A 22,292-nucleotide genomic window follows, 5' to 3' on the forward strand; every position below is an offset into this window, starting at 1 on the left:
TCGGTATTAAAGGAAGATATAGTGAATCTTTATGAATTTACTTTTATAGCACAACAAGGATTGTTACAGCAAGAAGTAGAGGAGATGGTCCAAGAGCTAGCTGTTTCATTGAAAAATATTAAAGCAGATATTATGTTCCAGCAAATCAGGGATATTCTGAAAAAAGGAAATGACAAGCTTACAAAACAAGAGTTAGAAGTGCGTGCTGAGGACATTAAAGAAAGTCTAGTTGCTTACTCTGATTTCTTGGAAGATCTTACAAAAATTTTATGGGTTGAATTAGAAGAAGATCTTTCAAATTTGAAAGAAGTGAAGTCAAAAATCGATAAAGAGTTGAAAGATGACCTAAAAGATTTAGGAATAACGCAAGATTTTACAAAATTTCTAGGAGGCAGTACTAAAAGTGCGTTTATCCATAACGCAGTAAATGCTTTGAAGAGAAATATTTCAGAACATCTAATAAAGATTTTTCAAGATATTTTGAAAGATTTTAGAATAAACGGTCCAACTCAATCGAGCAAAGCGTTGGAAATGCTTTTGAAAAACATTGAAGCATCAGGATTAATCAAGTATGAACATTGGGGTCTTTTGGATTTTGCATATCACAAAAATAAAATGAAGAGCGGTCATTATTGTATAATGTGCATAAGTTCTACTGCAAGCATTCTGGATGAATTTATGCGTAGAATGAAACTTAATGAGAACGTTATTCGCCACTTTCCTGTGCAGGTTGATAAAATTTTTGAAGGTAAATCTCATATGATGAATAAACAAATTGAGGAGCAAAGCGCATAATGATGAAAAGACGAAATAGTTTTAATAATTCTTACGTATCTGTAAATAATAGGACTGGCTTTAGGCGTTCTAAAGTTTGCCCTCTTGCTGCGTCTAAAGATGAAGACATAGATTATAAGAATATAGATTTATTATCCAAGTTTACCTCTGACTATGGTAGGATATTACCTAGAAGATTAACAGGCGTATGTGCAAAAAAACAAAGGAAGTTACGCTTAGCGATCATAAGGGCACGTTTTTTAGCTCTTATTCCTTACTGTACTAAAAAAGTTTAGGTAATTTATGTTGATAATTTTAAAGGAAAATATAAGGACTTTAGGTAAGCTTGGTGAAGTTGTCAAAGTTAAACCAGGTTATGCACGTAATTTTCTTTTTCCACAAAGAAAAGCGGTGAAAGCTACCAAGGAAAATTTAACAAAGCTAGAGGAGCAACGTTTATTACTGGAAGAAGAGAATATAAAAAGATTAAATGTAGCAAAAGAGCTTGCATTGTCACTACATGATAAGTTTGTGGTATTGATAAAGCAAGCTTCAGAGGATGGTAAAATTTTTGGTTCTGTAACAACACGTGAAATTGCGAAAATTTTACTACAAGAAGGACATGTGATAGATCACCGTAGTTTATCTTTTGGTGGAGTAAGCATCAAAAACTTGGGTGAATACCAAGTAAACGTAGAATTACATAGTGAAGTAGTAGTACCAATTACTATATACGTCGTGAAATCCGAAACAGATGCAAATGAGCTAAGGCAAGTAAAATTGCAAAATCAGAACTCTGAGCAACAAGAGGCAGAGCAAGATGCGAATAAAGAAGCTACTGATGGTGATGATAGCTGATCAAAGATGATCCCTTGTTATAGTCGTAAAGAAATGTCTGCCATGGCTAAGCTGGTGTCATCCCAGTGCTTCCCTCATGTCATCCCAGTGCGTGACACTGGGATCCAGTTTATTTCATCATGGACATTATTTTATGCTTCTAGAATCCGTTGTCCATTGAATAATTTGCAAATACTTTTATACCTGGATTCCAGTGTCACGCACTGGAATGACACCATTATTGGAATAAATCAAAAATGATTCCCCGCTATAGCAGAAAAGAAATGTCTTCCATTTGGGAGGAAAATAATAAATTTAATATATGGCTTAAAATAGAAAAATTAGCGTGTGAAGCTCAAGCAAAGTTAGGAGTGATTCCGAATAATATTGCTGAGAACCTCTCTGGTGCTATTGAATTTGATGTTGAATGTATCAACGAAATTGAATCCATTGTAAAACATGATGTTATAGCTTTTCTGACATATGTTGCTGAAAAAGCGGGAGTTGATGTTCGTTATCTCCACTATGGAATGACAAGTTCTGATGTTTTGGATACATGCCTTGCGGTGCAACTGAAAGAGTCCTGTGATATTTTGCTCGAGAATCTAAAAAATTTACTTGCAGCATTGAAAAAAAAAGCTGAGGACTATAAAGATATTGTTTGTGTTGGACGCAGTCACGGAATGCATGCAGAACCAACAACTCTTGGAATAAAATTTGCCAGATTTTATGCTGAATTTAAACGCAATTATCAGAGATTAATTAGCGCGCAAAAAGAAATCTCAATTTGTAAAATATCAGGTGCGGTAGGCAATTTTGCAAATGTTGATCCGTTTGTTGAAGAGTATGTAGCGAAAGAAATGGGACTCATACCTGAAACCATATCATCTCAAATCATTCCTCGTGATAGACATGCCATGTTCTTTTCAGTTTTGGGAGTGATTGCAAGCTCAATAGAAAATATTGCAATTGAAATTCGTCATTTGCAAAGAACTGAAATCGGCGAAATTTCTGAGCATTTTTCCACTGGGCAAAAGGGGAGTTCTGCTATGCCACACAAATGTAATCCTATTTTAAGTGAAAATCTGACTGGACTCTCACGTTTAATACGCAGTTATGTTTTTCCTGCGTTAGAAAATGTTGCATTGTGGCACGAACGTGATATATCACACTCGTCTGTGGAAAGATGCATTGCTCCTGATGCTTGTATAACAATGGATTTTGCTTTAGTGCGATTAACAGATTTGATAGATAAATTGGTGATCAATAAGGAAAACATTGAAAAGAACTTAAATTCTTCAAAAGGTTTAGTTTTCTCACAGCGTGTATTGCTTGAGTTAGTAAATAGTGGTTTGGCGAGGGAAGAGGCGTATAAAATTGTTCAGAGCAATGCAATGAAAGTGAAACAAAACAACAGTGATTTTCTGGCCGAATTGAAACAAGATAAACTCTTACTTAAGGTTATTAACTCGGAAAAACTTGAATCTTTGTTTGATTTGAAATACTATACAAAACATGTAGGTCACACGTATAGCAAGGTTTTCAATTAGGCTGAGTAGCTCAGTTGGTAGAGCAGGAGGATCATAATCTCTTGGTCGGGGGTTCGAGTCCCTCCTCAGCCACTCGCACTAAACTATGTTTAGCAAGATAGTGCTATTGGTGAAACCCAGTGTCAACTACTTGGAGTGAGTTGTGTATCCACTCAGGTGAAGAGACAATGGATAAGAAATTGTGAAAAGGGTTTAGCTTTTGGCCTATGATCTCTTTAAATGACAGAATTTCACTACAAAACTTAACTTTCTTCTATGCAGTTAGCTAAGTCAAGAAAAGTGAATCTATCTCTTGTTGCAAACGCAAGATCGACCACTTTACAATATTGTTCTTTATTCCAATTGAGGTGCTCTGGTAAGTGTGGAATTGATAGATCTTCAAATATTTTTTGCAGGTGTTTTGCAGGTAGTAAATTTTGCTTAATTAAACTGGAAATATTATGCCATTCTTTGCGAATAATCTCTTGGATTTTTTGCTGCAGAATTTGCTTCTGTTCAAAAGTTCTTACAAATTCAATATTATCAAAGCACTGAGTTATATGTTTTACATCTAAAGTGGTCGGTTTGATTATTGGGTTTTGTATTGATAATATCTTTTCCTGTAAATTAGCCATAGTAATCGTTGTGACAGCAATTTTTTCACCATGTAGTGAGGAATAATCTTTTGTTACCATTTCCATTGCGTGAGCTATCATATGCTCTCCTTGGCTTGCAGAATAGCTGCCTTTTGACATCACCATTCCAAGTCCTGAAATTAGTAGAACTTCCATAAGTAATAGGACCTCTTTTCTACTTCTTTTAGTAAGCGCCATATATTCTCTTAGCAAAATTTGCTCCAAATCATGAACAAGTGTAAAAGGTAATTCATTGTATTCTGTGCTAAGCAACAAATGAGATAGTAGCCAGTCAGCCTGAACTGTTGAACGACAAATGAAATCTGCAAATCCGCTTAATGTGAGGCGCAGTGGTGCATTGGCAAGTATGTCTATATCTATATATATTGCTCTTGGAAGATGTGCTTTGAACGATTTTTTATATCCATTTACTAATATTGAAGCATTTGCGGATGTATATCCATTCATAGAAGCGGCTGTTGGGAAGGATATATAATCTTTTTTCTCGAGGTAGCTTACATATTTGCAGATATCGTTAACGGTGCCGCTACCAAATGCAACTATTAAGTCACTGTCTTTTACTTTGTTTCTCACTAGATTTACGGTTTCAAGAGAGGCAGCTCTGCTTGGTGTCATTTCTCTACCTGATGTCATCCCAGCGCGTGACACTGGAATGGCAGGTGGGGTTGGAATAATTAAATGAGAAATTTTATTAAGTACGTTTTTGTTTAAAAGTTTTGCTGTATTTTTATCTGCAACTAGAAAGACGTCATTTCCGTGTCGTGTGCATATTTCATAGATATCATCAGCAAGGTAGTAATCTGTTATTACTTCCCTTAGAAAAGTTTGTTCGGTTTGATGTAATATTTGTTTTAAATAGTGCATAGAGTGTTTACAATATAGCAATATAAGTATTTTAAGATTGACATGAAAATTGACCCTGTAGAGCTAACTAAGAAATTGATCTCTTTTGAGAGTATAACACCAAGGGACGGCGGGGCAATAGAGTATATAGCAACAATCTTCAAGAAGAGTGGCTTTGATTGTGAAATTTTAGAGTTTGGTGATAAAGTTAAAAATCTTTATGCGAAATATATAAATGGAGTACCAAATTTGTGCTTTGCTGGGCATGTTGATGTTGTACCACCGGGTCAGTTAAAAGATTGGGCATTTGGTCCATTTAATCCAGAAGTGAGGGATGGTATATTATATGGAAGAGGGGCGGCTGATATGAAAAGCGGAGTAGCTGCGTTTATTGCTGCTATGGTAAATTTGATTGCAGAGAAGTTTCAATTTAATGGTTCGATAAGTGCATTGATTACCAGTGCTGAAGAAAGCACGGAAGAATATGGAACAAAGGCAGTTTTGGAATGGATGAAAAGTAAGCAAAAAAAGGTGGATTTCTGTGTGGTTGCTGAACCAACCAGTAGTGAGAAATTAGGTGATACCATAAAAATAGGCAGAAGAGGTTCTGTAACATTTGAATTAATTTGCCATGGAAAACAAGGGCACGTTGCCTATCCAGACCTAGCAGATAATCCAATATATAAGGTAATATCGATATTGAGTAAGGTAAAAAATACTACTTTTGATCATGGTAATAAATATTTTCAGCCTTCACATTGCGAAGTTACTACTATTGATGTTGGAAATAATACTAGCAATCTAATACCTAGTTCAGCAACTACACGTTTTAACATTCGATATAACAATGAACAAACACCGGGTGGCTTATATAAGCTGATTGATGAAATATGCTACAGTGTAACTAACGATTATAAACTTTCTGTGCATAGCAGCAGGGACGTTTTCCTCTCTACTCCCGATAGAAATACTGATATTATGCTTGATGCGATAAATAAAGTTACCAGTATTGATGCTGCGCTGAGCACAAGTGGTGGCACATCTGACGCTGCGTTTATCAAAGATGTTTGTCCAGTGATTGAATTTGGTATAATCAACAAAACTGCACATCAGATAAACGAATGCGTATCAGTAAACGATATACACAAGTTAACAGCTATATATAAGGAATTTATAGAAAATTATTTCAATCCCACTAATAAAATATTGAATCAGGTCAACGTAGTTAGTAATATATCTAGTGGTCCATTGTTAGCTTAGATGTAATCAGATCTCTTGCATAACTGTTGTCTGAATAACAACTGGTGTCATTCCAGCAAAATGTGTCAAGTAAGTTTTTTCGTTTCTATAGCTACTTGGATGACAAAAGAAGAAATACTAGACTTTATACCTTTTGCACTTAAATTCACATAAATCATGAATTATGCACGTTTCACACGAAGGTTTCTGTGCTTTGCAAACATATCTACCATGCAAAACTAGCCAATGATGAGCATAAAGCAGGTATTTTTTGGGAACCACATTTAAAAGAGATTGCTCTGTTTTAAACACATCTTTTTCTTTCACAAGCCCAATTCTATTGCTCACTCTAAAAACGTGAGTATCAACTGCCAATGTTGGAATGCCAAGCCCCGAATTTAAGAACACATTAGCGCTCTTTCTCCCCACTCCAGGCAAAGACACCAAATCATCAAAATTAGTAGGTACTTTGCTGTTGTATCGTTCTACCAATATTTTACTAAGCCCGATTATATTTTTTGCTTTGGAATTATATAAACCAATACTGCTTATGCATTTTTTCAGCTCACTCTGCCCAAAGCTCAGCATTTTTTCTGGCGTATCAGCGATATTAAATAGTTCTCTTGTAATTTTATTAACGCTTACATCAGTTGTCCGCGCTGATAAAACTATCGCAACCAGTAACGTAAAATGATTGGTATAATTTAGCTCTATTTTTGGCGCAGGATTTGATTGTTGAAACTTTTCAAATATTAGTTCTACTTTTTTTGAGTCCATTTCATTTACCACACCTCTTTTAAATATTTAAACAAAGAACCCCTCTTTCCCATCATACAAATACAATTTGTCCATTCTCACCACGTCAAAATTGTGTTCTTCGAGTTTGATTAGCAAGTTATTTACATCACTATTTGTAATAGCTTGCTTTTCATTATTTGCGATAAACCTACAGGTTATTTGGTCACTTGAAGGTTTTGAGTTTCCTGGCCAAATCGCAAGTCCTTTTGAGTATATTGCTATCATTTGCAGATTACTTGATTCAAATAATCCTACTATTTGATCAACATTACTGGATTTGTCCCAAGCGAGAGTTATATCACTACCCACTAGCTTTTTAACTTTGTAATCTTGTTCGTAATTGTCTTGTACTTTATTTATTTTACTATCCAAATTTATTTTACTATCCGAACCACTGCCAATTATAAGCTCAGCAGGTTTCTTTCCTAAATTATCTATAACAGCTTCTGCAAATTCTTTGGTACCAACTTTCTGTTTACTTCTTTTCTCCTTATATAAATCGGCAGTGTGTATTCCATCCTCCAAAGTCTTGAGCCATGCATCGTAGATTAGTTTTGCAGTACCCACTTGACCTATGTAAATTAGCATATGCACTGCAGCATTTAAAAGACCAGAAGGATTGGCTATGTTTTTTCCTGCAATATCAGGGGCAGAACCGTGCACTGCTTCAAACATTGCGTATTCATTCCCGATGTTGCTACTTCCGGCAAGCCCCACAGATCCAGAGGTTTGTGCGACTATATCTGATAATATGTCGCCATATAAGTTCTCGGTTACTATAACATCAAAATTCTCTGGTTCTGTTGCAACACGCGCCATTCCAATATCAACTATATAATGTTCTGCCTTTATATCTGGGTATTCCTTTGCAATGCGATCAAACGCGGCATGGAAAGTTCCGTCAGTCATTTTCATGATGTTATCTTTAGTCAGGCAAGTTACTTTTTTTCTGTTGTGTTTTTTTGCATATTCAAAAGCGTACCTGCATATCTTCTCTGAGCCAGATCTAGTAATAATTTTAGTGCATTGGTAAGAGTCACCAGTGAGCCTATGCTCTATTCCGGTGTAAACGTCCTCTTCATTTTCACGTATCACTACGATATCAAACTTATCGAATTTATTTTCTATAACAGGATGATATGAAATGCATGGTCTGATATTTGCATACAACCCTAGATTTTTTCTGAGTGCAACGTTTAAGCTTTTGTGCCCTTTACCTTGAGGAGTTGTTGTCGGAGATTTTAATAATATTTTTGTCCTTTCAATTGATTCCCAACCACTTGGAGAAATTCCGTGAGACCATTCTTTACTGTAAACACGCTCCCCTATTTCAATAATATCTATTGAGATTTCCGCTTCTGCTTCGCGCAATATCGACAGCACCGCTTCCATGATTTCTGGTCCGATACCGTCGCCATATGCAACTGTGATTAGTGTTGACATAACTTCCCTAGTTATAAATGATTTAATATTAATTTAAATAATAGAGTGGCACAAGTAGCTAATATTACCCAAGTTAGTATATTTACGGTTATTTAATAACGTATTTTTATATCATATGATGATATTATGAAATATAGGTGGGGTTATGAATACTGAAATAAATGTTAAAGTAAATTATGTAGGATTTACAAGGCGTATTGTAGCAGAAATACTTGACCTCATCATATTTTCCCCTCATTTTATCTTCGGTTTTATCTATGGTGTATTCATCGTATCATTACAAGATCAAGATAAAGATAAAGACTCTTTTCAGGAACTTGCACAACTAGCAACAGAAATACCATTTATAGTTTCTACAGTGGTCGCAACATTAGTACTAACAATATCCAAAATATTAATGGTAACAAAACTTGGTGGTACCCCAGGAAAACTATTGTGTGGTATGCATATTAAAGATGCTAATACATTTACAAATGTTACCCTTATGCAAGCAACAATAAGATGTATTTCTAAGGGAAGCATCTGGATTATTTTTCGCTTTTTGCTTCATCTGCATTATCATGGTTATACTTTTCTATATCTTTTAATTGTGCTAATTTTATTTTTGTTTGCAGTATTTGATCAACGCAAACAGACTTTTTACGATAAAATTGCAAAAACAGTAGTGATAGACTATAAATCTAGTTGATATTTTTCTTTATAGGTAGTACATGGATAAAAAAGTAAACTACTCAACGATGACAAGACGTACTCTAGCATTTATAGTTGATTGTATTTTATTTATCGCAATACCATTTGGTTTAATGGCGGTGGGTTTCTCACTTACACACGCAATACAAGGGATCATGGGTGCAATAATTGTAATCACCACGATTGTATTTTCTTTATTTTTAATGATACCATGTATATTTCATATATTCATGCTAGTAAAATTTGGCGGCACTCCAGGACACTTGTTATTTAGCATGCGTGTAAAAGACAAAGATACATTTGAGTCAATCACTACAATGCAAGCAATGAAAAGGACTATAGCTCTTTTTATAATTTATTGCATATCACTTTGTAATCCCATTTTATTCTTAGCTATACTAATCTTAGTTTTAGTATGTGCAGTAGGTGATGAACATAAACAAGCTTTTCACGACAAAATTGCAAACACGGTAGTGATAGATTATAAACCTAGTTGATATTTTCCTTTAGCTGTCTGCCACCAAGGGTGTCATTCCAGTGTCACGCGCTAACTTAAGGTAAATTGCCAACTTAACTATAAATATATTTTGGTAAATCCAAATTATTTTAGCTATAAGAGCGTTTTACTTTTTGCTCAGCATATCCATCATAACTGGCTTACTCTTAGTAATTCATGGAGTTAAAAAAGTCAGCATTGCTCTTTGTTAAAAGTAGTTTGTCACGTAAAAATTCCATTGCTTCAACGGGTCCCATAGAATTGAGTATCCTACGCACCACCCATATTTTATTTAGTATAGCCTTATCAACTAATAGCTCTTCCTTCCTTGTTCCGGATTTTGTAATATCAATAGCTGGAAATATACGTTTATCAGAAAGTTTTCTATCAAGTATGATCTCAGCATTTCCTGTACCTTTAAACTCTTCAAAAATAACTTCATCCATTTTTGAACCAGTCTCTATAAGAGCTGTGGCGATTATAGTTAAAGAACCCCCATTCTCAATATTACGAGCTGCTCCAAAAAAGCGTTTTGGTCTCTGCAGTGCGTTTGAATCTACACCACCAGTTAGAACTTTCCCAGACGAAGGAATAACCGCATTATAAGCACGTGCAAGTCTAGTAATATTGTCAAGTAGAATTACCACATCTTTTTTATGCTCAACCATTCTTTTAGCTTTTTCTATTACTATTTCAGCAAGCTGTACGTGACGGTAAGCAGGCTCATCGAATGTAGAACTTACTACCTCACCTTTTACAGAACGTATCATATCTGTTACTTCTTCAGGTCTTTCATCTATAAGTAACACTATTAATTCTACTTCAGGGTGATTTATAGCTATAGAGTTAGCCATTTGCTGAAGCAATACTGTTTTTCCTGTGCGAGGTGGAGCAACTACTAACGCTCTTTGCCCTTTTCCAAGAGGAGCTACTATATCTATAGCACGCATGCTTAAGCCTTTTTTATCATCACCATTATTACACTCAAGTACTATGCTTTCCTCAGGATAAAGAGGAAGCAAATTATCAAAATGGACGTACTTTCTTAATTCACTTACTTCAGTAGAGTTTATACTTTGAACCTTAGTTAAAGTAAAATATCTCTCTTTATCACCAGGTGGCCTTATTTCTCCATATGCCATATCTCCTGTACGTAAATTAAACTTCTTTATTTGCCCGTTAGAAATATAAACATCATCGGTACTTGGGGCATAATTTGCACTTGCTGAACGTAAGAAACCAAAACCATCAGGCAATATTTCCACTATTCCACTCCCTGTGGTTATGCCTCCTTCTTCACTCATTTTTTTCATTAAGCTGAATATTATTTCCTGCTTTAGCATTCTACCATTGCTTTTACCGTTAGTTGAAATTTTTCTTTCTTCAGCTAACTCTAACAATTCTTCTGCTGTTTTCTCTTTTAATTCGCTCAGATCTAATGTTTTTCTGTTTTTCTCAGTACCTTCATTGACCATCTGTTTTACTGTATCGTTATTGTAAATTTGCTCACTTTTTTCAGGTTGAGCTGTAACCTTTCCTTTTGCCAAAACATCTTCATTGATTGTTGTCATAATCCTCCAAAAATTTTAATTGATGCTTACTAACCTAAAATGTGACTATAAGATAATAAATTAGGCTGAGTTAGTTTCAGTGCGTATTAAGCTTAATTATCATTAAACCCCGTACTTTACTTACATTATACTAACAAACACTAGCAAGTCAAGTCAAGTTAATTTAATGTTAACAAAACACAAAAATTTGAGGATTTTCAATAGCTATTCTTTATATTTTTTTAACCTTTCTTGCTTCTCCTCTTCTACTTTTGCTTTTTCCACTTCTGCTTCTAAATTTTCTTGACTACATAAGCCGAGTAGTACAGGATCTTGGGGTTTTATATTTTGCATGTTATGATGAGATCCATCTCTTACCTGCTCAACTGTGTAATTTGTTGTACTAATTAATTTAGCTATAACGTTATTGTCCAAGATAGGAAATTTTTTTACTAAATAATAAATCGCATCAGGTTTATCTCTACGTCTTGCCGTAGAGGCAAAGCCAAGAATGCTACCAATCGCTTTACTCCTTTTTTTTATATTTTTTATAATCAAATTTGGTACACGATTTGGATTTTTTTTGCAATCATCGATTTCTTTTTCAGTAATTATTCCAGAAATAATAGGGTTATATTTTTCTACTTCTATTTCCTCATCAGCTATGTCTTGTACTTCTTCAAGGGCCAATCTGCAACATTGTGCTATTTGATTAAAAGTTAAACCAGTGTTGTCTACTAACCAAGCAGCTATTTGCACTAGAAACTGTTTATTTCTATCGTTATTGCCCTTAAAAGATTCCATTGACATCAAAAAAGCATCTCCCATTTAAAGTATCCCTTACTGTTATACAGAGCTAAAATATAAACTATTAAAACTAAAAAAGCATTAATTTTGTCATTCAATAACTTTTTGTTTGTCACTTCCCACCTCTTAAGTTAATTAAATGCGCTTACCTTTAAGCATATTTCAAACAAAATATTTCCCCTTCCTAAGGTATAGTATAACTCAGTTAAACATATGTTCCTATTTAAGATTAGAGAGTTAAATTTTAAGTTAATATATTGTAATATTATATATATTAGCTAATAAAGCAACAGGTTTACAAGCATTAAATTATCACTATTCTATAATTAATCATTAATTAACTGGGTTTAAAATGAATGTTAAAAATTTTTTCACTAAAGTAACCGTTGTCCTTTTAGCTTGCTTGTTAATCTTCATGGGAATTGGCAACCTTTTATCAGGTGATGATGAAAAAGAAGAGGTAGCTAGGGTTGGAAAAGAAGTTATAACGTCAGATGAGTATAAGTCGCTATATCAAAATTATGGAAAACAAATTTCTGGATCTGATGCGAGTAGAGAACAAGTAAAAAAGCTGAAATATGATTTGCTTAACGCACTTATAGAGCAAAAACTATTGTTTAACCTAACTAGTGAGCTGGGGTTGACAGTTGGAGAAGAATCTATAAAAAACCATATTAAAAACACCAAATACTTTCAAAATGATAAAGGTGAATTTGACAAAAATAAATTCTATGAAACGCTAAATGACCTGCATATGACAGAGAAAGAGTATATAGCAAAGCTAGAGAAAGTCCTGCCTGCAATGATGTTCATGACTTCATTATTTAAAGATAATTATCCAGTAACTTTTGGCGAGAAAATTGATGAGCAGATATACAAAAGTCGCTACCAAACTAGAGTAGTTGATATTGTTAAAATAACTGAAGATGCAGTTACAAACATTCCTGAACCAGATGATCAAGCCTTACTTGATTTGTACGAAAGAAATAAATCCCATTTTTATTATCCTGAGTATCGAACTGCGCAATATATTTCCCTAGGCCAAAAGTATTTTGAAGATCAAATCAAGATCTCAGATGAAGAAGTTGATGGTATAATAGAACAACAAGAACTTAAAAATCAAAGAGATATATTCAATGCAATATTTTCTACCAAAGAAGAAGCTGAGACAGCAAGAAGAGCATTTGAGGAGGGTAAAACAAGCTTTGAACAGATAGTAGAAGAGTTTGGCAAAGCAAAACTTGAGGAAACTAGAGTAAATAATATAACTAAGGATTTTTTACCAGAAGACGTGAGAGAGAAGGTATTTGCTCTTAAAGTAGGTGAAGTAAGTGAAGTTTTAGCAAGCAGTTTTGGTTGGCACATAGTAAAAGTGGAAAGTGCGCATAAAATCTCTGATGAAGACTTAGTTGATTTAAAAAAAGACATAAAGTCAGTTCTAACTAACCAAAAGTCTTTTGAAAGAGTCAATGATTTCATAAACCAAGTGAACTATAAGATATACAATGGTTCAGAAATTGAAGAAATATTGAGTGAATATAATTTACCTATACAAACTATTGGTCCAGTAGATGCGAGTGGAAAAGATCAAAGCGGTAATAACGTAGGAGATTCTGGTGATTTGATTTCTTTCATTTTTTCGCGAGAAAAGGATCAGAAAGGTTATTTTAAGGGCGTTGGGGACGCTGTTGTTAGTGTAAAAATCATCGATATCGTTCCACCTAAATCACAAAGTTTTGAAGAAGGCAGGGCATTAGCGGTAGAGCTTTGGCGTAGTGAGTTTATAAAAGAAAGAATGTTTAAATTCGGGCAAGAGGTTGCAGTTCAACTAAGAGAAAAAACAGATTTGGAAGAAATTCAAGGTGTGGAATTAGTTAAAGGTCAGCAGATGCACCGCAATAAAGTGGATCAACAAAACTACCCCTTTTCTTTTGTAGAAGAGATTTTCAATATGAAAACAACTGGTTCAGTGACAGATCCTATTCAATACAATAATGAAATTATAATAGGTGTTCTAAAAGAAATGCATTCATCAAATGGCAAATTAAACATGCTTGACACTGGAAAACGTGTGATGATATCGCTAAAAGAGCAATTAATTAGCTATCTGGAATCAAAGTATAAAGTCGAAGTTAATCACGCTATACTTGATGATATATAGTCAAAAATCTTATAAGTTGCTTCAAACGCATCCAGTGCCCAGACACACAACTGTACGAACATTGCGATTTGAGAGCAATCTTCACTAGAAAGGATGTCATCCCAGTGCCCAGACACTGGGATCCAGGAATTTTATTAAGTTGGTAAGCATAAAAGTAGCCGTTTTATGTTAAAATACAACGTTTTAATGATTAAAAAAAGGCTGGATTCCAGTGTCAGCTACTTGCATGACACCATTTGTTGTCTTCAAAAATGAATGTTTGTGCAGTTATGCGCCTGGCACATCCTACATTATTGGTAATTATATTATAAGGTGCAAAAGTTGTATAATTCATTTGACTTAAAACGGCTCATTGTATAAAATTGTGGCTAATATATGAATAAAGGTTAACATGGCAGTTAAAATAAGGTTGGCGAGGTTTGGCGCAAAGAAACGCCCTTTTTATAGGATAGTTGTAGCTGATTCACGAGCACCAAGAGATGGGCGTTTTATTGAGAAAATAGGACAATATGATCCAATGTTACCAAAAGACAATAAAAATCGTGTTGTGGTGAAAGCTGATAGATTAAAACATTGGCTAAGTGTAGGCGCGCAGGCAACTGAAAGAGTACTGTGGTTTATCAAAAAAGGCATAGTAACTTTAGAAACAGAACCAAAGAAAACAGAAAAGAAGAAAGTAGAGAACGAGAAAGCACAAGGGCAAGAGGCATAAGTCTCTTAAAATGCTAAATACTGATTTAACAAACAGCGATAAATTAGACGATATTGTATCTTCTGATTTGTCAGCTATGAATGACTTTGTCTTCAAAAATGTCAATGATGAAGATGCTAAGCTTGCTACTGATATTATATCTCATCTTGTTAGGTCAGGTGGAAAAAAAATAAGGCCTAAACTAGTTTTTATTATATGTAAAATGCTAAACTATTCTGGGGAGAATAGGATCAACGTTGCTGCATCGGTAGAGTTTATACACAATGCTACTTTACTTCATGATGATGTGCTCGATGAAAGTGAGGCACGCCATGGAGTTAAAACAGCGAATAAGATTTGGGGAAATAAATCAAGCATTTTAGTTGGTGATCTATTGTTGACTCTAGCATTTAGATGGCTTATAGAGTGTGGAAATTTAAATATTCTCCCTATTTTATCTAAAGCATCGCATTTACTTGTGAAGGGTGAAATAAAGCAGATGACAACACGTTTTGACCCCCACACAGTCAGGGAAAATTATTTTGATATCATTGGAGAAAAGACAGCGTCTTTATTTTCTGCATGCTGTGAAGCTGCATCTACAGTATCTGGTGCAACAAATGACGAAACAGAGAGGCTAAAGAATTTTGGTTTTAATTTTGGTATGGCATTTCAAATAGTTGATGATATGCTCGATTATACTGCTAATCAAGGCACTTCTGGAAAGCAAGTCGGAAAAGACTTTTTCGAAGGTAAAGTCACCTTACCTGCTATTATAGCATACGAAAAGGGCAGTCCAGCAGAGCAAAAATTCTGGGAAAAATGCTTTTCTTCAGCTAGACACAATTTTGACCAAGCATTACACTATATTAATCACCATAATGCCATTCAGCTTTCTATGGAAAAAGCTAGACACTACATTAATATGGCACAAAATGATATTAGTACTTTTTCTGATTCTTTTTATAAAACTACTTTAATTGACTTTTTAAATGCGAGCATAGAAAGACGAATGTAGCTGGCGCTTGATATTTTCGAATTAATTGCTATATATTTATTAGATTCTTAAGGGTAATAATATGTCAGATAGCAGTAAAGAGAAAAAGAAGAAGTTTGCTGATATGGTAAGTAGGCAGAAAGGTGACGACCAACAAAATAAGCAGACTGATGATTTAAATGAAGATCTCAATACATTAAAAGAACGTGCAGTTCAGCTTGAAGATCATTTACGCCGTGCTGTTGCAGATAATGAAAACGTCAAACGTATAATGCAAAGGCAAATTAGCGATGCAAGTGACTACGCAGTCACAAAATTTGCACGTGATATGATCGACTCGTGCGACAATTTAAAAAAAGTAATGGAAATTTTGAAAGACGGTGATCCTGTTCATGAAGGAATCAAAGTAGCATATCAAAAAATTATAAATGATCTAAAAAAACATGAAGTAGAAGAAGTAGATCCACTTGGTGAGCTTTTTGATAGTAATTTACACCAAGCTGTTGTGGAAAGAGAAGACAATGAAAAAGAGCCTGGCACCATTGTAGAGGTACTACAAACTGGTTATACTATCAAAAATAGGTTGCTTCGCCCTGCAATGGTTATTATTTCTTGCTGATTGTGGAAGCGATTAACATGAGGTAAATGTATAATGACAAGTATTGTCTTTTCAGGTATCCAGCCAAGTGGCGTACTACATTTAGGTAATTATCTTGGTGCAATCAAACAGTGGATAGACTTACAGGATAAATACAAATCTCTTTTTTGTATTGTCGACCTACATGCAATCACAGCAAATAAGCTTCCCGCAAGTGAATTAAAAAGTAATATTTTCAAAACAGCAGCAGCTTATATTGCATGTGGAATAGATCCAGAAAAGTCCATTATTTTTAATCAGTCCACGGTTAGTGGTCATGCAGAACTGGGCTGGCTGCTTGGGTGCTATACACCAATTGGTTGGCTTAATCGCATGACTCAATTTAAAGATAAAGCTGGCGGCGATAAACAAAAAGCCTCTCTTGGATTATATAGTTATCCAGTACTTATGGCTGCAGATATATTGTTGTATCAAACTAAATACGTTCCTGTTGGTGATGATCAAAAACAGCATTTGGAGCTTGCACGTGATATTGCATCAGCTTTTAACAATCATTATAAACTGGATTATTTCATCGTACCTGAAATCTTAACTTTGGATTGCACATCAAGGATAATGAGCTTAAGAGATGGCACAAGCAAGATGAGTAAATCTGACCCTTCAGAATATTCGTGCATTAACCTTGATGATACAGATGATTTAGTTGTTAAAAAAATAGAAAAAGCAAAAACAGATTCAATTCTAGGCTTTGCTACTTTAGAGTGCCGACCAGAAATAAGCAATTTGATAAACATTTATTCAGTGCTTAGTAATGTAAATGTGGAAAAAGTATGTGAAGAAGTGAACAAACATGACATGAAGCACTTCAAAAAAGAGTTAGCTGATTTAATTATCAGTGTTATATCACCCATACGTGAGAAAATGAATGATCTTTTAAAAGACCAATTCCATTTACATGAAATATTAAAAAAAGGCACAAAGAAAGCAGCAGAAATTGCAACCCATAATATAAAAGAAATCAAGGATATTATTGGATTTGCTCAATATCTGTAAGGTTCCAAAGTGTGATGGTGCGAACCGTCATACCGCCGCGGTATCTCAGCCGCTAACACGTAGCGGGATGACGGTTTTTCAAATTGTCGGTAAATCTAAGTCAGTTTAGCTATAGGCAGCAATTTTCTGTATTTATTTTAAGTTGAAGAAAGCTCAAATGAAAAATCGTGTTTTGCTAAAAATCACAGAATGCAGTCTGGTTACAAAATTCTCTAATGGTCTTAAATAAAACTTCCAGTGAATGATTGTCAGACATATTGTGCTCTGCTGATTTTATTAAGTGTACTTCAACATCGGTTGACTTAATTTTTTCAGCTAAATTCAATGAAGTTTGATAAGGAACATCTTTATCATTAATGCTATGCAGCAAGCGCACAGGACAGTTTATATCTATTGTCTTTTTGTTTAAAAGAAGGTTCTTTCTGCCATCTTCGATCAAATTTTTAGTTATTTTGTATGTACAATGCTCTGAAGTAAAATCTATTACACCTTTAGAATCTAGTTCTTCTTTTTGCTTGCCTGACAATTGCTTGAATATCAAATCTTCAGTAAAATCGGGAGCAGACGATATACCAATTAGTGCTGCAATTTTTTCTGGAAATTGAAGGGCAGTGAGCAACATCAGCCATCCTCCCATACTTGAACCTATAATTATTTGTTTATCGCTAGTTAATTCACTCATTACTTTAGCACAATTTTTTTGCCAATCACTTATCGTGTAATCAATAAAATTACCACTTGAATGACCGTGACCAAAATAATCAAATAGCACAAGTGCTACGTCATTTTCTTGGCAAAATTTGTAAATAGCAGTTGCTTTAGTTCCATCCATATTGGATGCAAATCCACCGAAAAAAACTACAGAAGCTTTCTTTCCTTGTAGCTTTCGATATGCTATGTGACCATTATTTCCATCAAACAATTTACAATAATCCATACTACTTTGGCAAAGCAACCGGGCTATCACTCAATTGATGCAAATAACTAACTAGATCTGCAATTTCTTGTGGATTGGAAATACCTGCAAATGCCATACGTGTACCTTTTATATAGGCTTTTGGGTTCTTTAAAAAGGCAAATAGCTCCTCATACCCCCATTTTCCACCTCTTTCAAGCACTGCTTTTGAGTAATTGAATGAGTTACCAAGATGGGCCTTTTTATTTCCAACTATGTTCCATAAGTTTGGTCCTACTTTATTCATTCCACCTTTCTCAAAACTATGGCAGGCTATACATTTTTTTGCTGCTGATTTACCTTTCTCAAAGCTAGCATTCTGCATGAGCGCTCCAATATCAAGCGCCACTTGCTCGATTTTTTGCTGGAACTCATTGCTGCCAGCAGCTACTATCGTTTGGTGTTCAATCTTATATTCTTCTGGACTGTAAAGCATATCAACTACATTACTAACTATCATAATGATTAGCCCAGAAAGTAAAATCGATGCTGCAATCTTATTAAGCTCCATAGTTAATTTTTATTAAGTAATGTTACTTAAATTATGCGAATATTTTCGCAAATAGCAACCAATTACCTTGAAGCTCGCTAAAGATGAGAGTCTCTATAGCTGACCCAAGAAAGGTTTTCCTACGTCCATACCGCCGCGAACCGTCATACCGCGATTCATTCGCGGTATCTCAGCCGCTAACAAGAGATCCCGCTAACAAGTAGCGGGATGACGAGGTTCACTGCCATTAAGTTAAGGAAAGAATGGTTAAAAACTGAACTAAAAAGTCAGAAATAATTAAGGATTTATGACAAATGCTGAAACAGAATAGAGTAAACTTTAAAGCAGATAAACTCTGAAGTGTAAATTACTTAAGAAACAGTTTGTTTAGAAGTCATTTTACAGGAGCTATGGCAATAAGCTACCCAGTTATTATCAGAAGATATGAATACTACCTCTAGTCAAAATATGTGTTTTCTAACCCTTTTTTGGTAATTGAACGAACGAAGATAAGGTACCTTATGACGATCAACTTTCCTTCCCTTTCTTACCGCCAAAGTGTTCATCAAAAATAGCTTTGATAATTGATCCATAATGCAGTCAGTATCTGATTCCGTAGCAAAAATGTCGAAAGCCAAGTTTTTGATCGCGTTAAATGAGACAGATTTGTTAATGCTCCTCTTAAGCTTATCATCGGTTAAGTCCATATTCAACGCTTCTTCTACATCTTCTGTCATAACACTTTCTAGGTTGCTAATAATGATAGCTGACCAAAAATCCTGTTTAACAGACTCAACACTTTTTCCTGTAAAATTTTCTAGACTTAGTCTTCCTTTGAGTTTTGCAAAAAATGTCTCAACTCCCCAGCGTAAAAAATATAACTCCTTAAATCCTCCAGTTTGAAACTTTTGTTCATCCATTAATGATGTAGCTAACACTTCAATTTCACCAGATGGCAGTACCACTTTGAAGCGTTATTCCACTATTTTCTTGTTTTATCTTACGCTGAGCACATATGGTAACCTCAACACTAGATGGGCTTTTTTCTTCAAACATAGCATTCACTTCATTAAAAGATGATCTGGGACATCGAATGACATAAGCAATTTTTCTTTTTGTAAGGCTAGAAAGAAATTTATAAGATAAATATACAAATCAGTAAGTCATTAGTATTTACAACTTTAAGCATTTCATCTGCTAAGTTAATTTCATGAGTGTTACCTCTATCTAACACTGACCTTATGGCAACATTATTTAGCACATCTTAACAAACCGCAAAGGTTGCACTTGCATAATCACCTAAATCTTTTGGTTTTTGGTTACGTATTTTTCTTGAGCCAAATTCATTTTTTATTTCAACGCTTGTTGGTAAAATGATTTTGGAGGCATCAAGAGCTAACACTCTAAAGCCAAAACAAGTTTTAAATTTTTGGTCTTGGTAGTACAAGGAAACCACACCTTCGTTAATTTCTGAAAATGCACTGTGTTTCATTTTTTTTCTTGCTTGACTAAAAGCACTAGCAGTAACGGTATAGTCTTTTTTCCTATATAAAATAAATTCGTTTAGTATTACTTGCAGCGACTTTACACTTTTTCTTAAAATTAAGATAAATATGTCAATAAAAGATAACTTCCTCTTTCTCATAAAATCTTTTGAAGATGATTTATGGGATTCTATAAATTCTAGACTTGCCAATTCATTTTGAATAAATTTTATTACTGCCTTTTTTACTCATACTACCTTTAAACTTATTGGTATACATCATTATCCCATAAAATCTATCTTTTTTCCTTAACTTAATGGCAGTGAGACGAGGTTATCGTCATGCCGCCACGAACCGTCATACCTACCCCTACAACAACATTGCAAGCATTGATTTTTCTCCATATGAAAAGAGTCTGGAAGCTCTTTTACTCTAAACACAATGTTTACATCCTCAAAATTAATCTCAATTCGCTTAACTAACGTTCTAATAATATCACGTTTAGTTAGCCAGTCTGCATTATTAAGACTTGAGTTAATACTAGAGGAAAACCCCTCTAAATTTGTTACTACTAGAGTTAACTCTTGTGTGAGTTTTTTCTGATCAAATATCTTTTTCTTTTGTTCTTCAACCATTTTTAAGTTTTGTTTCATTGCTTTAATTCTTGGCTCAAATTCTTCTTGATCAATATATTCTTGAGCATAACTATCAATTAACCTTGCAATACCTCGTTTTAACTTATCTTCTTGTATTTCAAGCAAAGCACTTTTTTGATCTAGTGGTGATTTTTTAAGTTCTGAAAGTCTACGTTTATACTCCTCTAATATTCTATTTGGATTTTTTAATAGATGTTTTACCTCTTCCCACACAGCCATGTCTAATGTATCTGTACGAATTAATTTGTTGTTACACATTTTATTACCGCCAAAACGGTATGAATCCGTGCCAACACAACGATAATATACCTGATTATTAGTTTTTTCCCCCTCCTTATTCCTTGCAGTGCTAGTACCATAATATGCATAATTGCAAAGCTTACATACTACTAAACCTTGCAATAAATGTCTTGCTCCTCTTTGTCTTGTTCTTGCTATTTTTCTATTCTCAGCTAATTGTTCTTGAACGATTTCAAATAAATCTTCGCTTACTATACTAGGTACTTTAATATAAATCCAATCCTCTTTTGGAACAGGATAAGTAGAATAATTATCTTTTGGATGCTCGCAGGAGTTTTTTTTCGGTCTTATATGTTTTAGTTTGACACCAAACCTTGTTTTACCAAAAGCTGCTTGTCCTTTATAAGCAGAGTTTTTTAACATACTCAAAACTACAGCCCTATCCCAATACTCTTTTCCAGTTCTCGTCATAATGGACATAGCACTTAGCCTACGACATACTTCTCCTATACTGGCTCTTTCTCTTCCTACCCAAGAAAATACTTTACGAACAACTTCAGCTTCTTCTTCATAAATCTCAAATAAGGCCTGTCCTGTTTCTGTATTTTTGTTTATATAACGATAGCCATAAGGAGCAGCACTCATTACACTTATACAACCCTTATTTGCTGCATAAATCTTTCCTCGACGACTTCGTTCCATGATTTTTGCACGTTCGTATTCTGCTATCATACCTTGCATTTGTAATAGTAATTGAGATTCTGGATTATCGCTAATTTGATGATTTAAAAAAATGACTTCCACTCCTAATTTCTTAAACTCTTCAAGTAATATCATCTGATATGCATACTTACGAGATAAACGATCAGGAGAATGAATATAAACCTTATCAATGTTACCTTCTGCTATTTTATCACGTAATTTTTCCAAACCAGGACGGATTATGTTAGAACCACTATAACCATTATCAATAAATTTATATTCATTTAATAATTTATGTCCATCCATACTAATTTGATTCTCTATAGTAGCAATTTGGCTTGCTATTGTATCTTCTTGTGCTTGCTTCCCTGAAGAAACTCTTGCATATAAACTAACTGTTACCATTTTACCGTCCTCAAATCTACTTTCTTATATTCAGAGTTTTCTTCCTTTTTGCTCGCTTTTATTGGTTTACTTAACACTAATTTTTCATATGCATCTAATAGATACAACTCTGCTAATCGATTTACTTCATAACTACAACTAATACGAACTATTAATTTCTTGTTGCCCATGAGCTCTACCATATATTATCCATCGAGA

The 22,292-nt window shown here is 34.4% G+C and carries 22 protein-coding genes, 1 tRNA gene and 1 pseudogene; 14 read left to right on the top strand and 10 right to left on the bottom strand.

The features are described from left to right. Nucleotides 1–21 precede the first annotated feature (21 nt). From AAGD79_RS05945 to AAGD79_RS05970, 6 genes are all read left to right on the top strand, one after another. Nucleotides 22–795, top strand: a complete 774-nt coding sequence (locus tag AAGD79_RS05945) for a 30S ribosomal protein S6 (protein WP_010082465.1) — start codon at nt 22–24, stop codon at nt 793–795. Continuing rightward, on the top strand, nt 795–1,070 hold the full coding sequence (gene rpsR / locus AAGD79_RS05950) for a 30S ribosomal protein S18 (RefSeq protein ID WP_007548890.1): 276 nt from the start codon (nt 795–797) through the stop codon (nt 1,068–1,070). Before AAGD79_RS05945 ends, rpsR begins: the two co-directional genes overlap by 1 nt. A 7-nt stretch (nt 1,071–1,077) precedes the next feature. Beyond that, nucleotides 1,078–1,632: a 50S ribosomal protein L9 gene (gene rplI, locus AAGD79_RS05955; RefSeq protein WP_341811293.1), complete on the top strand. Its 555-nt coding sequence runs from the start codon at nt 1,078–1,080 to the stop codon at nt 1,630–1,632. Nucleotides 1,633–1,674: 42 nt separating this feature from the next. Then, nucleotides 1,675–1,872: a hypothetical protein gene (locus AAGD79_RS05960; RefSeq protein WP_236717745.1), complete on the top strand. Its 198-nt coding sequence runs from the start codon at nt 1,675–1,677 to the stop codon at nt 1,870–1,872. Then, nucleotides 1,869–3,161 (top strand): adenylosuccinate lyase, encoded by a 1,293-nt coding sequence (gene purB, locus AAGD79_RS05965; protein ID WP_341811294.1) that lies wholly within the window; start codon nt 1,869–1,871, stop codon nt 3,159–3,161. The genes AAGD79_RS05960 and purB overlap by 4 nt, the downstream gene beginning before the upstream one ends. Next, a tRNA-Met gene (locus AAGD79_RS05970) sits at nt 3,161–3,233 on the top strand. Before purB ends, AAGD79_RS05970 begins: the two co-directional genes overlap by 1 nt. Before the next feature lie 170 nt (nt 3,234–3,403). Here the strand turns inward: AAGD79_RS05970 and AAGD79_RS05975 are convergent. Beyond that, on the bottom strand, nt 3,404–4,660 hold the full coding sequence (locus AAGD79_RS05975) for an iron-containing alcohol dehydrogenase (protein WP_265043196.1): 1,257 nt from the start codon (nt 4,658–4,660) through the stop codon (nt 3,404–3,406). A 42-nt stretch (nt 4,661–4,702) separates the two neighbouring features. Here AAGD79_RS05975 and dapE point away from each other — a divergent pair, with 42 nt between their 5' ends. Beyond that, nucleotides 4,703–5,899, top strand: coding sequence for a succinyl-diaminopimelate desuccinylase (dapE, locus tag AAGD79_RS05980; protein ID WP_341811295.1), 1,197 nt, complete (start codon nt 4,703–4,705; stop codon nt 5,897–5,899). 117 nt (nt 5,900–6,016) lie between these two features. Here dapE and nth read toward each other — a convergent pair whose 3' ends face one another. Continuing rightward, complete coding sequence (gene nth, locus AAGD79_RS05985) at nt 6,017–6,655, bottom strand: endonuclease III (RefSeq protein ID WP_151807622.1); 639 nt, start codon at nt 6,653–6,655, stop codon at nt 6,017–6,019. Between the two features lie 27 nt (nt 6,656–6,682). Next, complete coding sequence (icd, locus tag AAGD79_RS05990; RefSeq protein WP_141456998.1) at nt 6,683–8,119, bottom strand: isocitrate dehydrogenase; 1,437 nt, start codon at nt 8,117–8,119, stop codon at nt 6,683–6,685. 145 nt (nt 8,120–8,264) lie between these two features. Here icd and AAGD79_RS05995 point away from each other — a divergent pair, with 145 nt between their 5' ends. Further along, a complete protein-coding gene (locus AAGD79_RS05995) occupies nt 8,265–8,807 on the top strand; it encodes an RDD family protein (RefSeq protein WP_155969099.1) in 543 nt (180 codons plus the stop codon). Nucleotides 8,808–8,829: 22 nt separating this feature from the next. Beyond that, nucleotides 8,830–9,306 carry an RDD family protein gene (locus tag AAGD79_RS06000; RefSeq protein ID WP_006279800.1) on the top strand — a complete coding sequence of 159 codons (477 nt, stop codon included), beginning with the start codon at nt 8,830–8,832 and terminating at the stop codon, nt 9,304–9,306. Between the two features lie 166 nt (nt 9,307–9,472). On the opposite strand, the gene rho is transcribed toward AAGD79_RS06000, so the two are convergent. Both rho and AAGD79_RS06010 read right to left on the bottom strand, forming a co-directional pair. Then, nucleotides 9,473–10,876 (bottom strand): transcription termination factor Rho, encoded by a 1,404-nt coding sequence (gene rho / locus AAGD79_RS06005; protein WP_341811296.1) that lies wholly within the window; start codon nt 10,874–10,876, stop codon nt 9,473–9,475. A gap of 204 nt (nt 10,877–11,080) precedes the next feature. Continuing rightward, entirely contained in the window at nt 11,081–11,683 is a 603-nt protein-coding gene (locus AAGD79_RS06010; protein WP_320109353.1) for a cell cycle transcriptional regulator TrcR, read from the bottom strand. A 331-nt stretch (nt 11,684–12,014) separates the two neighbouring features. On the opposite strand from AAGD79_RS06010, the gene AAGD79_RS06015 reads away from it, so the two are divergent. The 5 genes from AAGD79_RS06015 (at nt 12,015) to trpS (ending at nt 17,162) form a co-directional block, all read left to right on the top strand. Beyond that, nucleotides 12,015–13,823: a peptidylprolyl isomerase gene (locus AAGD79_RS06015; RefSeq protein ID WP_341811297.1), complete on the top strand. Its 1,809-nt coding sequence runs from the start codon at nt 12,015–12,017 to the stop codon at nt 13,821–13,823. Nucleotides 13,824–14,214: 391 nt separating this feature from the next. Beyond that, complete coding sequence (rpsP, locus tag AAGD79_RS06020) at nt 14,215–14,535, top strand: 30S ribosomal protein S16 (protein WP_006279266.1); 321 nt, start codon at nt 14,215–14,217, stop codon at nt 14,533–14,535. Nucleotides 14,536–14,545: 10 nt separating this feature from the next. Continuing rightward, complete coding sequence (locus AAGD79_RS06025) at nt 14,546–15,532, top strand: polyprenyl synthetase family protein (RefSeq protein WP_265043204.1); 987 nt, start codon at nt 14,546–14,548, stop codon at nt 15,530–15,532. A 61-nt stretch (nt 15,533–15,593) separates the two neighbouring features. After that, nucleotides 15,594–16,130, top strand: a complete 537-nt coding sequence (locus AAGD79_RS06030) for a nucleotide exchange factor GrpE (RefSeq protein ID WP_410541941.1) — start codon at nt 15,594–15,596, stop codon at nt 16,128–16,130. Between the two features lie 33 nt (nt 16,131–16,163). Then, the gene (trpS, locus tag AAGD79_RS06035; protein WP_265043205.1) at nt 16,164–17,162 is read left to right on the top strand and encodes a tryptophan--tRNA ligase; all 999 of its coding nucleotides are present in this window, start codon (nt 16,164–16,166) and stop codon (nt 17,160–17,162) included. 175 nt (nt 17,163–17,337) lie between these two features. Here the strand turns inward: trpS and AAGD79_RS06040 are convergent, their stop codons facing one another. From AAGD79_RS06040 to AAGD79_RS06060, 5 genes and pseudogenes are all read right to left on the bottom strand, one after another. Next, nucleotides 17,338–18,099: an alpha/beta hydrolase gene (locus AAGD79_RS06040; protein ID WP_012673268.1), complete on the bottom strand. Its 762-nt coding sequence runs from the start codon at nt 18,097–18,099 to the stop codon at nt 17,338–17,340. A gap of 1 nt (nt 18,100) precedes the next feature. Next, nucleotides 18,101–18,628 carry a c-type cytochrome gene (locus AAGD79_RS06045; protein WP_010082469.1) on the bottom strand — a complete coding sequence of 176 codons (528 nt, stop codon included), beginning with the start codon at nt 18,626–18,628 and terminating at the stop codon, nt 18,101–18,103. Nucleotides 18,629–19,068: 440 nt separating this feature from the next. After that, nucleotides 19,069–20,324: pseudogene (locus AAGD79_RS06050) on the bottom strand (IS4 family transposase). A gap of 75 nt (nt 20,325–20,399) precedes the next feature. Continuing rightward, nucleotides 20,400–22,094, bottom strand: a complete 1,695-nt coding sequence (locus AAGD79_RS06055) for a recombinase family protein (protein WP_341811298.1) — start codon at nt 22,092–22,094, stop codon at nt 20,400–20,402. Beyond that, a complete protein-coding gene (locus AAGD79_RS06060; RefSeq protein ID WP_182319925.1) occupies nt 22,088–22,264 on the bottom strand; it encodes a hypothetical protein in 177 nt (58 codons plus the stop codon). Before AAGD79_RS06060 ends, AAGD79_RS06055 begins: the two co-directional genes overlap by 7 nt. Nucleotides 22,265–22,292 lie beyond the last annotated feature (28 nt).

Origin of the sequence: Wolbachia endosymbiont (group A) of Oxytorus armatus, from assembly GCF_964027005.1 — a bacterium.
Classification (GTDB): Bacteria; Pseudomonadota; Alphaproteobacteria; order Rickettsiales; family Anaplasmataceae; genus Wolbachia; species Wolbachia pipientis.